At 50.2% G+C, this 13,574-nt stretch carries 14 protein-coding genes; 2 read left to right on the top strand and 12 right to left on the bottom strand.

The annotated features are described in order from the left end of the window. Positions 1-259: 259 nt before the first annotated feature. The 5 genes from ACODJP_RS13345 to ACODJP_RS13325 all read right to left on the bottom strand — a co-directional run bounded on the left by ACODJP_RS13345 (position 260) and on the right by ACODJP_RS13325 (position 5,106). Positions 260-670, bottom strand: coding sequence for a DUF1492 domain-containing protein (locus tag ACODJP_RS13345; protein ID WP_422482333.1), 411 nt, complete (start codon positions 668-670; stop codon positions 260-262). Further along, complete coding sequence (locus ACODJP_RS13340) at positions 667-888, bottom strand: hypothetical protein (RefSeq protein WP_244771487.1); 222 nt, start codon at positions 886-888, stop codon at positions 667-669. The genes ACODJP_RS13345 and ACODJP_RS13340 overlap by 4 nt, the downstream gene beginning before the upstream one ends. After that, positions 885-2,258, bottom strand: coding sequence for an SNF2-related protein (locus tag ACODJP_RS13335; protein ID WP_422482331.1), 1,374 nt, complete (start codon positions 2,256-2,258; stop codon positions 885-887). The genes ACODJP_RS13340 and ACODJP_RS13335 overlap by 4 nt, the downstream gene beginning before the upstream one ends. Continuing rightward, positions 2,239-2,520 (bottom strand): VRR-NUC domain-containing protein, encoded by a 282-nt coding sequence (locus tag ACODJP_RS13330; RefSeq protein WP_422482329.1) that lies wholly within the window; start codon positions 2,518-2,520, stop codon positions 2,239-2,241. The genes ACODJP_RS13335 and ACODJP_RS13330 overlap by 20 nt, the downstream gene beginning before the upstream one ends. Positions 2,521-2,685: 165 nt before the next feature. Further along, positions 2,686-5,106, bottom strand: coding sequence for a VapE domain-containing protein (locus ACODJP_RS13325; RefSeq protein WP_422482327.1), 2,421 nt, complete (start codon positions 5,104-5,106; stop codon positions 2,686-2,688). Between the two features lie 270 nt (positions 5,107-5,376). Here ACODJP_RS13325 and ACODJP_RS13320 point away from each other — a divergent pair, with 270 nt between their 5' ends. Beyond that, positions 5,377-7,146 carry a GmrSD restriction endonuclease domain-containing protein gene (locus ACODJP_RS13320; RefSeq protein ID WP_422482325.1) on the top strand — a complete coding sequence of 590 codons (1,770 nt, stop codon included), beginning with the start codon at positions 5,377-5,379 and terminating at the stop codon, positions 7,144-7,146. A gap of 43 nt (positions 7,147-7,189) precedes the next feature. Continuing rightward, a complete protein-coding gene (locus tag ACODJP_RS13315) occupies positions 7,190-7,933 on the top strand; it encodes an LEM-3-like GIY-YIG domain-containing protein (protein ID WP_422482323.1) in 744 nt (247 codons plus the stop codon). A 66-nt stretch (positions 7,934-7,999) separates the two neighbouring features. On the opposite strand, the gene ACODJP_RS13310 is transcribed toward ACODJP_RS13315, so the two are convergent. From ACODJP_RS13310 to ACODJP_RS13280, 7 genes are all read right to left on the bottom strand, one after another. Then, positions 8,000-8,395 (bottom strand): hypothetical protein, encoded by a 396-nt coding sequence (locus ACODJP_RS13310; protein WP_422482321.1) that lies wholly within the window; start codon positions 8,393-8,395, stop codon positions 8,000-8,002. Between the two features lie 29 nt (positions 8,396-8,424). Further along, positions 8,425-10,365: a DNA polymerase gene (locus ACODJP_RS13305; RefSeq protein ID WP_422482319.1), complete on the bottom strand. Its 1,941-nt coding sequence runs from the start codon at positions 10,363-10,365 to the stop codon at positions 8,425-8,427. A gap of 87 nt (positions 10,366-10,452) precedes the next feature. Then, positions 10,453-11,016, bottom strand: coding sequence for a DUF2815 family protein (locus ACODJP_RS13300; protein WP_422482317.1), 564 nt, complete (start codon positions 11,014-11,016; stop codon positions 10,453-10,455). Beyond that, positions 11,016-12,140: a DUF2800 domain-containing protein gene (locus ACODJP_RS13295; protein ID WP_422482315.1), complete on the bottom strand. Its 1,125-nt coding sequence runs from the start codon at positions 12,138-12,140 to the stop codon at positions 11,016-11,018. The genes ACODJP_RS13300 and ACODJP_RS13295 overlap by 1 nt, the downstream gene beginning before the upstream one ends. Further along, positions 12,133-12,654, bottom strand: a complete 522-nt coding sequence (locus ACODJP_RS13290; RefSeq protein ID WP_422482313.1) for a hypothetical protein — start codon at positions 12,652-12,654, stop codon at positions 12,133-12,135. The genes ACODJP_RS13295 and ACODJP_RS13290 overlap by 8 nt, the downstream gene beginning before the upstream one ends. Then, on the bottom strand, positions 12,644-12,856 hold the full coding sequence (locus ACODJP_RS13285) for a hypothetical protein (RefSeq protein WP_422482311.1): 213 nt from the start codon (positions 12,854-12,856) through the stop codon (positions 12,644-12,646). The genes ACODJP_RS13290 and ACODJP_RS13285 overlap by 11 nt, the downstream gene beginning before the upstream one ends. A gap of 118 nt (positions 12,857-12,974) precedes the next feature. After that, the gene (locus ACODJP_RS13280) at positions 12,975-13,466 is read right to left on the bottom strand and encodes a hypothetical protein (protein WP_422482309.1); all 492 of its coding nucleotides are present in this window, start codon (positions 13,464-13,466) and stop codon (positions 12,975-12,977) included. Between the last annotated feature and the right edge of the window lie 108 nt (positions 13,467-13,574).

Below are 13,574 nucleotides of genomic sequence, written 5' to 3'. Positions count from 1 at the left end.
TGCGTTACCCTACCTGTTGGAGGGCGAAGAAACTCTCACCCGACTCAAGAAATTCCGAGCAATCATCCTCAACATCATCCACCTCGATATTGGCACACACCACGCGGGTGTTCACGCCGTTTACCCTTTTCTGCAGCTGATAAGTGCTTTTTGAAGCGAAGGAATACGCTCTCCATCTGATTGAATGACTGCATGGATTGTGTAGTGTGGTGGGGTGTGAGCCTCCATAGGGGATTATTGAATCTCATAGGAGAATCCGTCAGGATCCAGGAACCCTCACCAGGGCAAGCGCCTTCCGGTGCAGGTGATAGATGTAATCCTGGCTATAGTTCAGTTGGGATGCGATCTGGTCCCAGCCTAGGAAGGTGATGTAACGCATCTCCAGCAGCGTCTCGCACTCCATGCTGTTCACACTCCGGATCGCTTCAGCGATTTCAGTCTTCAGTCTCATTAACTGGGCAATGCTGGTGTTGATTTCATTTTCCAGTTCGGTGATCCGTACCACCGCCTCCTCCACGGGAGATCGACGGATCGACGGAGCCTTGGGCACCTCTGTGAGTTTGGGGGATACGTAGACGGCATGGCTTTTGAGCCAATCGAGCTGGCGTTCCTTGGTCTTGATGCGTTTGTCCAGATACCATGCCTGCGACAGATATTCCTTTGCTTTCATGCTCTTGCCTCCTGTAGGTGAATCTTGGTGAAGTCGGGGCTGATCTCGCACAGGAGTTCGAACCACTTGCTCTCGAAAAACCTTTCAATCTCATCCTTGGTCGCCCATGCGTATACATAATCGGGGTTGCTCTCCAGCTGGGATACCGCCTTGTGCCAGTCGGTGACGGCACGTTCCACGATGGCCGCTGCCAGATGTCTCATACTTGCCTCGGTCATCGGCTACCCCCTGTAAGTTCGGCCTTCACCGCCTCGATCAGAGCATCCTGGGTTAGTGCCTTACCTGAAAGAACCTTTATGATGCGCTCATCGATGGTATTCTCGGTGATGAGATGTTGGACCACCACCGTCTCGGACTGCTGCCCTTGGCGCCACAGGCGCGCCACCGTCTGCTGGTACAACTCGAGGCTCCAGGTCAGGCCGAACCAGATCAGGCAGTTGCCACCGCTTTGGAGGTTCAGCCCATGCCCAGCGGATGCGGGGTGGATCAACCCGACCGGGAGTTTTCCCTCATTCCACTTTTGGAGGCTTTCGCTCGTATCCAGAGTTGAAAACGACACGCCAAGCTTCTCCAGCCTCCCCGCAATCCGCTGAAGGTCATGCTTGAACCAATAGGCCACCAGCACACTTTGCCCGTTGGCTGACTCGATGAGGTCCTCAAGCGCATCGAGCTTGCGATCATGGATGCCGATCATCGCCCCGTCGTCGGTGTACACAGCCCCATTTGCCAGCTGCAACAGTTTGCCAGACAGGCTGGCGGCATTGGCCGCTGTTACCTGTCCTCCTGAGGAATCCAGGACCAGTTCCTTGCGAAGCTTCTCGTAGGCAGAACGCTCATTACCGCTGAGGGAAACCTTATACTCGTTGGTGACGAGCTCGGGCATCCTGATATGGTCTTGAGCCTTCATCGAGATGGTGATGTCCTCGATTGCCTTATAGATTTTCTCCTCGGCACCCGGGGCAGGCTTGTAGCTGAACACGATCTGTCCATTGCGTTTGTCTGGGGAGAAGTACGCATCACGGTAAGCTCCTATGAATCTGCCTAGGCGCACACCCTTGTCCAACAGCTTGAACTGGGCCCAGAGGTCGATCAGGCCGTTGCTGGCCGGGGTTCCTGTGAGCCCTACGATGCGCTTTACCACGGGACGGCGCTTCATCAGAGCCCTGAAGCGCTTGGAGCGGTGGTTCTTGAACGATGAGAGTTCGTCGACGACGACCATGTCGAAGTCGAAGGGCAGGGTAGTCTCCTCAATCAGCCACTGAACGTTCTCGCGGTTGATGATGTACAGGTCAGCCTTACGCTCGAGTGCAGTAAGGCGCTCGGCGGTACTTCCCACGGCCACTGACGGAATCAAATCCCCAAGGTGATCCCACTTGCCGATTTCCGTAGGCCAGGTATCCCGTGCAACCCGAAGGGGCGCGATGATCAGTATTTTGCGTACCAGAAACGAATCGAAGAGGAGGTTGGAAAGGGCCGTCAGGGTGATGACCGTTTTGCCAAGCCCCATCTGCAGCAAAACCGCTGCTACGGGGTTCTGCTCAATAAAGTCGGTCGCATACTGTTGGTAGTCATGCGGTGTATATGTCATTGATGATCTCCTCTATCTGTTCTTTTGCATCCAGCACGTATGCCTTGAACCCCAGGGCCCTCAGCATTTCATGCCTTACCACTTGGAGGGCTCTCGGCTTCTTTCCCGGAGCCTTCACTTCCACGAATCCGCACCGCCCATGGGGCAGCAGCACCAATCGGTCCGGCATCCCATCGAAGCCCGGGCTTATGAATTTCACAGCCCGACCTCCCTTCTTCTTCACAGCCTTAAGCAGCTGCAACTCGATCTCTTTCTCAAGCATTCCAAATCTCCCTATGGAACGACGGAACGACCGGAACAAGAATTCCTATATATTTATACGCGTGCGTATAGGCGTCTCCATGTTTCCCATTCCCTCTGTTCTTCCTCAAAAAGTCTTTTTGGTATATTCTTGTTCCATCGTTCCAAAACCTTGAAAACCTGCATTCTAGAATGGTATTTCGTCGTTTTCTTGTGGAACGAGCTCTGGAACAAGCTTGGAACGAGCTGATTCTTGTTCCACATCCTGTAGAACGAAGGCTCGCTGCTTGCCATAGATCGGGAAGTACATCGTTCCATTCTTCGTTCCACAATATTTGGTCCAACCTCCGATTTTCTGCATGATGGCAGTGATGCCATATGAGTCGTTCTTGCTGATCGTAGAGGGGTCATTTGCATAGCACTCGCACCAGATTTCCATGTTGCATACAGCCGTTCGTCTGACAGTTCCCTTGGCCACCATGCCGCTACCCCTCTCGGAGAAATATGCGCGCCGTTCGTACATGTCCATCGCATCCCAGTTCTCAGGCAACAAGGTGTCGAGATACTTTCTGACAAGACCTTCGCGGTCATCAGTTTCCATGGCTTGAGTCTGGACATCCTCAGCCTCATACAGAAGTGCGCCTTCGAGGTAGAGTCTTTCCCCCGCCTCCCAGATGGACTTGGCCTCTGCCCAGAATTGTGATCGGAATTCCTCGGTGCATCGCCAGGTCATCTTATGACGCGGCTGGTTGGATTTGACGATCCAGTATCGTCGGTTCCCGGTGACATCCCGAAGGTATCCATGTTCCCCGTTGACCGTCGCGATGATCACACATTGGCGGGGATGGCTTTCGACCGTCCTGCCATAACTTGGACGATATTGATCGTCCGAGGTTGAGAAGAATGCCTTGACCTTCTCAATGTCGGCCTTCTTCATTCCTGCAAGCTCGCCTATCTCCACAATCCAGAAACCCTGCAACTTCTCAGCAGCCGACTTGTCATTCACATCGGTCAGGGAGAGGGACTCCGAGTAATAATCGCTACCTACCAAATCCTTCACGATCGTACTCTTGCCGATTCCCTGTTCGCCATCGAGTACGAGAACGCTGTCAAATTTGATTCCCGGGTGGTAGACGCGGGCCACCGCTGCAGCAAAGGTTTTTCGGGTTATCGCCCGCGTGTATGGAGTGTTGTCGGCTTTCAGAAAACGAATGAACAGTTCTTCGACCCGTGAAATACCATCCCATGGCGGCAAGCAATCCAAGTAATTACGAATGGGGTGGAACCGACGGTCATCTGCGACCTTAGTGAAAGCGACATCATGGTTGCGACCAGAGAACGCGAGATAGCGTGAGTCGATGAGAGATTTCAATTGGGCCGTATCAGCATCGCGCCAGAAGTGGTTTCCTACCGGCCGGCCCCAAGGCATCTTGGATGTGACTTGGATGCGTCCCGCCATTTCGTTGAAAGCGAAGCCGGCGAAATCAGGATCGTTGTTGAGAATCAGGTTGAGGTTCCATACACTGTTCTCCAACAGGCTGCTTCGGGGCATGTACCGCAATTGTTTTTCCCAATCCCCCTCTGGTGCAAAGTCGGCATCAGCCTCCGCACGGCGCTCCTGGGTAATCAGCAATTTAACCCTTTCATCCTTGCTGGCATGCTCGGCCATTGCGTTGAAGGATTTCTTCGGATCGTCATCCCCAAAACGATGGATCCTCACCAGATCAAACGCATTGAGGAGTTTGCCTGAGGCGGGATCGGTAGCATGATGTGAGTAGGCGAATTTTTCATCATAGATCACCACGCCGGCACTGGAATCGGCAGGGATATAGTCATATCGGCCAGGGGTAATTGAGGGTTCATAGATATCTGAAAGAAACTGTTCAATTGCTCCCTGGATGGTGTATGTCCGACAAAAAGCTCCAATCACCCCCGGTTTTTTCAGAGGGTCTTCTGCATTTCTTCCCGTGGCATTATGCACTGTACTTTCCCGGCTGGAAGTAGGCAGAAGTGAGCAGTCGTTCCAATGCGGGTGGTACGCAAGGTAAGTATCCGGATCAAGCCATTGCCCATCGGTCTTAAGGAAAATGAATTCCCCGTTTGATGGGGTGGTTGGCCAATACATCAATTGGTGCGGACGATAGGAACATTCATCGAATTGGTCGATTCCAAGACTATCGGTGAAGTAGCGTGCGATCGCGATATACTCATCAGGGGTGGCATCACGGGTCATCGGTACGATGATCCGTGCTCGAGGAGCATCATGGGTATGCCCGTGCGTGGTATAAAGGCACGCAGCGTATGGGCAAGAGGTCTTGAATGAGGAGATCAGTTCTTGTGTTGCGTGGTCGGCATCGAGAGTGAGCATGGAGCGGCTTGCTACGGTTTCCCGCTTTCTGCGGTTATCCCTTAGCTGTCCCCCGACGAATCCACCTTTGTCCTTGATGCGGTCGCGTTCTGCTTTCAGAAGCTTTGGGTATTCCTCCACTGATTCCGTGGTACGTATCGTTTCTGACAATCGCATGCAGAGTTCATCGAATGTTGTGGTCTTGTTTGTCCAGGTTTTCGCATAACAGCTGTTGCCATAGGCTATGGGTAGGTTACGCATATCGTATCCTCCTTGGTAGATAGGTAGAGAGTTTTCATGACGAATAGACACTCCTTACCTACCACCGAAAAACCGTACCCCTAATTAAGCAGCGATAATTTATGACAGCTATGCACAAATAAATCCATGGGTAGTTGATTTGAGCTTGATCGACTAATTGATCATGATTTCTTTACTTAGTACTACCCATAGTCAATTTTCTTTCCGATCAACCTTTATTTTTGCTACAGTGGGATATATACTCAGTGATTAAGAAATAGGAGTTCAATGATGGATACGATCCTCTATAATGAAGTCAGCTATCAGCTCGAACATCTTCTCTTGGAAATCCAAAGCGGTCGGTTAGGTTTACCGGATATTCAAAGGCCTTTTGTTTGGAAAAATTCCAAGGTCAGGGATCTCTTTGACTCAATGCTACGAGGTTATCCCATCGGATATCTTTTACTCTGGGAATCCAGTGGGAACGGGACTTCAAAACAGATAGGTGAAGATGCGCATTCTCACAGTTCTCCCTCCCATCTCATAATCGATGGTCAACAAAGGCTTACCTCATTGTATGCGGTGATAAAGGGAGTTTCCGTTATTGACAAGAATTTCAAGCAAAGAAGGATGAAGATAGCTTTCCACCCCCTTGAGAGACGCTTCGAAGTTAGCACGGCTCCGATTGAGCGATCTCCTGAGTGGATCTCAGATATTAGCGATGTCTTCAAAAACATTACTCGCGCTTGGGGATATAAGAATAATTTCATTGAGCGTTTGGAAGATGCCCGTGTGAGAAACGGAAAGGAGCTTAGTGATGAAGAACGTGAGCTCATCTCAAGCAATATTCAAAGTTTACTCAATCTGAAAGATTACAAGATTCCTGCACTTTCAATAAATGCAAGTTCCGACGAGGACGCGGTTGCCGATATCTTTGTACGGGTGAATTCCGGAGGAACAAATCTCACGGAAACCGATTTTATTCTTACACTGTTGTCTGTCGTTGATGATTCTTTACGGAATAAGATCGAGGAATTCTGCATTGATGCAATCAAACCCTCTTCCAGTGGTACATCGTATAACCAATTGTTTGCCCCTCAACCACAACATATAATTCGTATCGCGATGGCATTCGGGTTCAAACGAGCAAGGCTCAGATATGCTTACATGTTGTTGCGGGGGAAGGATTTTGAGACAGAGGAATTTAGTGAGGATCTTCAAAAAGATAATTTCCGGATACTCTCTACCGTCCTAGACAAGGTACTAAATCTGAATAACTGGCATGAGTTCATCAACTGTGTTCTTTCAGCGGGGTATATCAGTGATGAATTGATACTCGCTGAAAATAACCTGGTGTACACATACATGATGTTCCTCATCGGAAAATACAATTACGGTATTACAAACAAGCATGTCTTAAGGAAGTGCATTTCTTGTTGGTATTACATGGTTGCAGTATCAGCCTACTATTCGACATCTACCGAAACAAAGGTTCAAGCAGATCTCAATGACTTGAAAGCAATTGAAGGAGAGGAAGGATTCCTGAAATTTATTGATGATCGTATAGAGAGTGTATTCACCAATGATTATTTCTCCATAACCTTACCTAATCATATGGAAACATCGTCGCCAAACAGCCCTGCATGGAAAGCGTATTGTGCAGCACATGTATTATTAGATGTGAAAGCATTATTTTCCAACGTACTGGTCAAGAATCTATTTGGACCGGGATCTTCTGGGAGTAGAAGTGCGGTTGAAAAACATCATCTTTTCCCGAAAGCATATCTCTCCAAAATCGGATTCAATACGGATCGAGAAAGGAATCAGATCGCAAACTTTGAATACATTGAATGGAGCGACAACATGGAAATTTCTGATGATGCTCCCTCTGTGTACTGGCCTCAAATGGTCTCAGGATTATCCGAAGATGACATGGGTCAAATTGAGCAATATCATGCCATCCCTCGAGGATGGGAAAACATGGAGTATTTGGAGTTCCTTGATAAACGACGAAAGTTGATGGCGGAGATAATACGAAAGGGTTTTGACCGATTGAAGTAGAGGCAAATTGCATAGAACAACATTGGTTGAAGGGGATAACATTATGAATGTATCATATGATCGGTTTCCCACCGAGGTGATTGAGAAATTGAAGTACTATGTCTATCGCCTTATTGATCCGCGAAATGGTGAGACGTTCTATGTTGGCAGGGGTAAGGGTGATAGGATTTTTCATCATATACGCGAAGAGAAAAATTTTCTGAAAGAATATGATGAAGCCTCGTTAAAGATCCAGACTATACGAAAAATCAAAAATGCCGGACTTGAAGTGCTGCACATCATCCATAGACATGGAATGGATGAACCCACCGCGAAGATCGTAGAAGCAGCACTTATCGATGTCTTTCCCGGACTGACCAATATTGTGTCTGGAGAAGGAGCAAATGATTTTGGTCCTGCACATGTTCAAGAAATTATTACCAATTATTCTGCACCAGAGGCGGTTTTAATTGAAAAATGCCTTTTAATCAATGTCAACAGAAGTATAAACGAGCTGAATCTGTATGACTCAACAAGATTTGCTTGGCGGTTGGATCCCAAGCGCGCAAAAAGGGCAAAGTATATACTTGCGGTATCACAGGGGCTAATCAGACAAGTGTTCATTGCCGATAGATGGTTGGAGGCTAATGAAACTAATTTCCCGGGATTCCCCAATATTCCTGGGAGATTTGGCTTTATTGGGGGTGTGGCACCCGAGTCAATTCAACGGGATTATGTCAATAAGAGAGTACCACAGAAATATAGATCGCCTGGTGCCTCCAATCCGATCAAGTATACCTATAAGTGAGTCATAATGATAAAGTTGATAGACCAACAGAACTTCTACCTGTTCTCATGATGTTTCATCATTCCTCTAGTCAATTAAGATTTCGATGCAATCACTGCCGAAAAATCTCACCTTGTATCCCTTGCAGCGAGCCCTATCAATCTCAATCTGCATTCCTGTACTGATTCGTTCACCAAACACCCAAACCTCTGAACATTTGCTCATGAGTACGATGCCGAAGAACATGCCCAGATCGCGTTCGCTCTGAAGACCGTCATCAAGAAACTGTGGGTAGAGCAGGTGAGGGGTTATCGGAAGATAACCTTTCTCAACAGCAAAGCGGCTGTAACGTCGGGCATGGAACACATTCTCTTCGATATTTCCAGCATATGGAGAGCAGATATATACTATGGGATGATAATCAAAATGTGGTCTTGCTTGTTTCTCAATAGCCTTCATGGCCTCATAGGGGGTCCAATCCATATATCCTTCCTTGTTGCGTATATTCATATTCAGTCCTTTTTGTAAAATTTGGTCTCAAAGCCATCCGCATTGAGCAGCAATCCATCCGCCCATGATGGCGATGCCGCCATGGAAGCCTCGATGGCTTCCAGTTCCACTTCAGCAGGTGCCTCGATGACGATCTCGTCATGGATGTGCATGCAGATCCGATGATCCTTGAGTTGCTGCATCGAGTAGCAGAGAATGTCACGGCTGATTGCCTGTACGATGTTCTCCACCACCTTGGGACCATATGTCTCGATGCGCTCCCACTTCTTCGTGGCTCCCACGCCCTCATAGGTTACGCAATCGTTGCCAAAATCATTGGTGCCCATACGGGGCTTCACGTAGGCAAGCCGTCTTCCTGATGGCAAGGTGATGAACAGGAAGCCACTCTCATACGAGAACCTGATGCCATGTGTGTTGGTCGAGATCCTATCCTTGACCGCCTCCTTGACCACCTTGTCCACATCCCACCAAAGCTGGACGATGTTTGGATTGGATTGACGCCACACATTTACCAATGGCTTGAGCTCATTCTCTTCAAGGCCCATATCCAGAGCGCCCATCGCCTTCAGAGCTCCCACCGACCCGCCGTACCCGAGCGCCAATTCGGCAATTTTCCCTTTCTGCCTCAGATGGGCATTCTGGCCATGCTTCTCTACAGGGACCTTGAACATTTGTGAAGCCGATGCACAGTAGATGTCTCCATTACCGGCAAAGACATCCATGCGCCAGGTTTCCCCTGCAAGCCAGGAGAGCACTCTTGCTTCGATGGCGGAGAAGTCCGAAACAATGAACCTATACCCTTTCCTGGGAATGAAGGCGGTACGGACCAATTGGGACAATGTGTTGGGAACATCGGAATACAACATCTGCACCGCTTCATACCCACCGCTATTCACCAAGGTTCTTGCAGTCTCCAGATCCACCAGATGGTTCTGGGGTAGATTTTGCATTTGCACGAGTCTTCCGGCCCACCGTCCGGTACGGTTTGCCCCGTAGAACTGGAACATGCCCCTAGTCCTGCCATCGCTGCAAACTGCGTTTTCCATCGCCTGGTACTTCTTCACCGACGACTTGGCAAGCTGAAGCCTGAGCTCGAGCACTTCCTGTATCTGGCGCGGGGCATCCTGCAAAGCTGCCTTCACATCCTTCTTGCCAAGAGAATCGACTTCAAGACCGTTCTCTGAAAGCCAGGTTTTGACCTGTGATACCGAGTTGGGATTCTCGAGGTCAGTGAGATCCTTCATCCTCGCGACCAACTCTTCTCGGGCACGTTTGTCCATCCTGATTGCATTACCCACGAGATTCTTGTCGACCAACACACCCCGGTCGTTGATGCCTTGATCAAGGCGGTACTCATCCCAGACGGCATCGGGAACCGGAAATCGACAGAGGCGCTGATGGATGGCGATCTCAACCTCGACATCGCGCTTGTTGTACTCGATGAACAATTTCCATTTGTCAGGTGCATCATCAGCCTCATTCCTGGTACGTCCGCCGTTTGTGATAGTAGGATTGCATGGTGTGCAGAAGTATCTGATCAGATCCTTGCCCTCGGAGAGCTTCAGTCTCTGAAGACCGAGCACTGCACCGACGCCCATCAGCGATAGGGGTAGTCCCAGATACGCCGACCAGATCATCGTGCAACGCCAGGAGGACGGATCGAGATAAGTACCTGTCGGCAACCCCAAATGGCGGGAAAGACAAATGCGTTCGAAGGTTGCATTGAATGCCCATTTGATGATGCCATCGTCTGAGATTGCCCTGATTATATTTTTGGGGATTTTTTCTCCCCGGGCGAAATCGACGACCTTCACCTCCCCGCCGTCCACGCTGTAACCGAACAGGAGGATCTCGAAGTCCTCTGCCTCGCAGTAACGGTAAACTCCGCTTTTGGCTAGATTGATCGAAGAATATGTCTCGATATCGATGCTAAGGTAGTTCATCCTGATCTCCTGGTAACGAAGTTGGGTTTCAAGTAAGCACATATTAAAAGGACGGCAGCATATTGCCACCGTCCTCTTGTGAAGAGATCAGGCAAGGAAATCATCCTCGTCGTCGGTGGCGAAGTCACTCTCTGCACTTGCCTTACCGCCCAGAGGCTCTCCCTCACGGATGAGCTGCAGATTCTGCAGGCCGCATGCGATGCCGCGGTTGCCGTTGGAGTTGAACGCATAGAAGGTGATCGAGGCCCGTCCGTAGACACCCGAGTACACATCACTGCGGTTCAGCACGGGGTTGCAATCCGCATCAACGATACCGGGTGCGGTGGCACTGTTGGCATTGATGAAGAATGCGTTCTCGTAGGCTGGATCATCCGGGCGATCGATATCCCCATCGCGCAAGGGAGTCTTCAGCGATGCAAGCGACGGGGCTGTTCTTCCATTGCCTTTGAGCTTTGCCTCGCCTTCCTTGTACGCAGCCTCAATGGCAGATTTTATCTTCTGCACAGTTGCCTTGTCGCTTTTGGGGATGATCAGGGAGACCGAATACTTCGGAGACCCTCCATTGATGGACTTGGGCTCCCACACATTTGCATAGGACCATCTGGTGTTCTTTCCGGTGATTACCTTCATTGGATTTGCGATTGTTGACATTACTTTTCCTCCATGTCGTCAAAGTCGTTGATTGTGATAGCCGGTCTTTTATCGCTTTCCGGTACGAGCGTCGGTTTGCCTTTGGGCTTGTAGATGAATGGGCCCAAGATCTCATTGAATCGTGTTCTTCCCAGCAATTCGGTCATTGCCGTGATTCCCAGTACCTTGTGTTCATAGGGATCGAATCCAGAAGAGTTGACTGCCTCAGCAACGGCCTGCTCATCGGTGTACTTGCGTATCGATCTACCCTCGACCAGTTTGAATCCCTCCAGTTTTCCTCCTCTACCCAATACCGAAAGAGCGTACCCCTTGATATCGCTTACCCAAGAAGCCAACTCGTCAGCTTTGGTCAGGATCTCTGCAATCTCGTCATCTCCCAGGAGTACAGGCTCGGCGAACTCATAGCGAGCGAGATCCAGGTTCGCCTCGGCACGCTTGCGGCAGGTGGCTTTCACCTTGCAGAAGCGGCAATGGGGACCTGAGCAGAATTCACCCTTGCCCCGGAATGCCAATTCAGCCTTTGGCTTGAGATAGGATTCAGCCCAGTTGGTTAGATCATCGGCAGTCATGGTGAACGTGCTCACGTTTGCAAGGCGGGGTTGGAATACGGTCATCGATACCTCTTCCACCTCATACAGCGAGCCGAACATATCAAGAGCTCCGAGGGAGTAGAGCATCATCTGCGTATTGTGGTCGGCTGAGACTGCAACCCCCTGTCCGTACTTGAAGTCGATGATGTGCAGGTTCCTGTCGGCGATGATGATGCAGTCTCCGGTCCCAGAACATTCAGGTACATACGTGCTGATATCCAGGCGTTGTTCAAGGAGTATCAACGGATCTTTTTGAGCATCCTTCTCATGCTGCAATGCCTCGAGAACGAATGCGGCGTATTCATCGGTACAGCTTTCCATTTCCTCGTTGTGGTAGTGCAAGGTGGGTCTCGGGTCCTCCATCTTGATTCCCAGGGCAAGCTTGACCTTGTACTCGCATAGGGTATGGGCTTCGGTTCCTTCCTCGGCAAAGACGCTGGATTTCTCCTCGATGTGTTCGCATAGGCGTGCCGATGGCGGACACATTGTCCATCGCGAGGCCGATGAGGGAGAGAGAAGGGCATGCCTACTCATCGGCAAGCCTCCTGATATCCCTTAGGAAACCCGGGTAATATTCCGGTTTCAGATCCTCAAGGCTGGTGGCATAGTGATGTTCATAGATGGCTGGCATCTGATCGGCCTTGTCCTTCGAGGTGATTGCGTTGACGGCAGCCTTCAAATCTTCCAATGTCGCTCCCAGACAAAAAGCCTCATCGGCAAGATTTCTGTAATGAGCGGGATCGATCGCTGAGAGCTTGTCAGCTCCATACTTTTGCAGGAGCAACCGCACCTGGTCCGTGTGGCCATCACGCGACTTCTCTGCGAGTATCTTGCGCACATCGATCAGAGACAAAGGGGACTCAGCCTTTGAAGGCTCTTGAATCGTTGGTGAGTCCTGTGCTTTAAAAAGGTCTGGTTGGATATTCTTCTGTCCGAGGAGGTTCTTCAGGTCTTGTGTGCGAAGTACTTCGGCGGCTAACTCGAGCGCTTCCGCAAGGGATCTGAATCCCTTGGCTCCATCAAGCAACAACTGGGCTTTATCTTCCATTTTCATTCACTCCTTCTTGCATCTCATGTATTTCGACGCTCCTGACCGTTTTGCCCGGTGTAAGTACGAGCACTTCGCTGTACTGGCCGAACAGGAATCGCAGCAGCCTTGCGGGTAACTTTCGTCCACGGCTACCCAACACTCCTTGGGTTCCTTCACGGACTTGGGCCACATTGATCTGGACCCTGTGTTGAAGTTTCATTGTGTTTCTCCATCGCTGTACGGGGTGTTTCCCCGGAGGCTGTTTCGGTGTGGCATCACCCCGTGTGTACATCCTCTGCCTAATACCTGAAATCCGTACCCCAAGGAGAAAACGGGGATTATGCATCCCCGAACTCCTCGGTATAGAGAGCCCTGATGCGATCGAACATCTTCCTGCGGCGGCTACGGATCGCATTGTCCGTGGTCCCTTCCTCCCGGGCGATATCGACGAGTTGTCGGCCTTCGCAGAGTTTCCAGAAAAGCTCCTGTTGGGCAGGGATCAGCTGTGGGATGATCGTGTGTACCTGATCCCTGATCGAGGGAGATAACTCCTCATGGAAGAGGACCTCCTCCGGGGCTTGGGAAATATCGACAAGATGCTCGATGGGATCTGTTGGATGAGCTATCGGGTTGGCATCGTGAAGGGTCTTTGAGAATTTGAACTTCGCATCCTGCAGTTCATCTTCATACCGGTCGTTCAGTTTCTCGGCATGGTATGAGTCACGGAGAACGGTGATGATCTCCTCTGTGATTCCATCCTTACCTGCGGTAAGTCGGTACGGTTTTCCGTCGATGTAATAGAAGAATTCTGTCCTGGCGTCCTTTGCCATGTGTGCCTCCCGCCTGAGACGGAGGGCGAGGCCATGACACCATTCGAAGTCGTGATGATCAGATTGCAAGCCTGAGGGCACAACGAGACCAGGAGACCCGAAACAGCC

This window comes from Pleomorphochaeta sp. DL1XJH-081, assembly GCF_049310885.1.
Lineage (GTDB): Bacteria > Spirochaetota > Spirochaetia > Sphaerochaetales > Sphaerochaetaceae > CAYZJV01.
This window is presented reverse-complemented; position numbering and strand designations above follow the sequence as displayed.

What these genes read in the sequence shown, in the direction of transcription:
- ACODJP_RS13345 (WP_422482333.1), bottom strand. Translation starts at nt 670, where the DNA reads ATGAAAGCAAAGGAATATCTGTCGCAGGCATGGTATCTGGACAAACGC.
- ACODJP_RS13340 (WP_244771487.1), bottom strand. Translation starts at nt 888, where the DNA reads ATGACCGAGGCAAGTATGAGACATCTGGCAGCGGCCATCGTGGAACGT.
- ACODJP_RS13335 (WP_422482331.1), bottom strand. Translation starts at nt 2,258, where the DNA reads ATGACATATACACCGCATGACTACCAACAGTATGCGACCGACTTTATT.
- ACODJP_RS13330 (WP_422482329.1), bottom strand. Translation starts at nt 2,520, where the DNA reads ATGCTTGAGAAAGAGATCGAGTTGCAGCTGCTTAAGGCTGTGAAGAAG.
- ACODJP_RS13325 (WP_422482327.1), bottom strand. Translation starts at nt 5,106, where the DNA reads ATGCGTAACCTACCCATAGCCTATGGCAACAGCTGTTATGCGAAAACC.
- ACODJP_RS13320 (WP_422482325.1), top strand. Translation starts at nt 5,377, where the DNA reads ATGGATACGATCCTCTATAATGAAGTCAGCTATCAGCTCGAACATCTT.
- ACODJP_RS13315 (WP_422482323.1), top strand. Translation starts at nt 7,190, where the DNA reads ATGAATGTATCATATGATCGGTTTCCCACCGAGGTGATTGAGAAATTG.
- ACODJP_RS13310 (WP_422482321.1), bottom strand. Translation starts at nt 8,395, where the DNA reads ATGGATTGGACCCCCTATGAGGCCATGAAGGCTATTGAGAAACAAGCA.
- ACODJP_RS13305 (WP_422482319.1), bottom strand. Translation starts at nt 10,365, where the DNA reads ATGAACTACCTTAGCATCGATATCGAGACATATTCTTCGATCAATCTA.
- ACODJP_RS13300 (WP_422482317.1), bottom strand. Translation starts at nt 11,016, where the DNA reads ATGTCAACAATCGCAAATCCAATGAAGGTAATCACCGGAAAGAACACC.
- ACODJP_RS13295 (WP_422482315.1), bottom strand. Translation starts at nt 12,140, where the DNA reads ATGAGTAGGCATGCCCTTCTCTCTCCCTCATCGGCCTCGCGATGGACA.
- ACODJP_RS13290 (WP_422482313.1), bottom strand. Translation starts at nt 12,654, where the DNA reads ATGGAAGATAAAGCCCAGTTGTTGCTTGATGGAGCCAAGGGATTCAGA.
- ACODJP_RS13285 (WP_422482311.1), bottom strand. Translation starts at nt 12,856, where the DNA reads ATGAAACTTCAACACAGGGTCCAGATCAATGTGGCCCAAGTCCGTGAA.
- ACODJP_RS13280 (WP_422482309.1), bottom strand. Translation starts at nt 13,466, where the DNA reads ATGGCAAAGGACGCCAGGACAGAATTCTTCTATTACATCGACGGAAAA.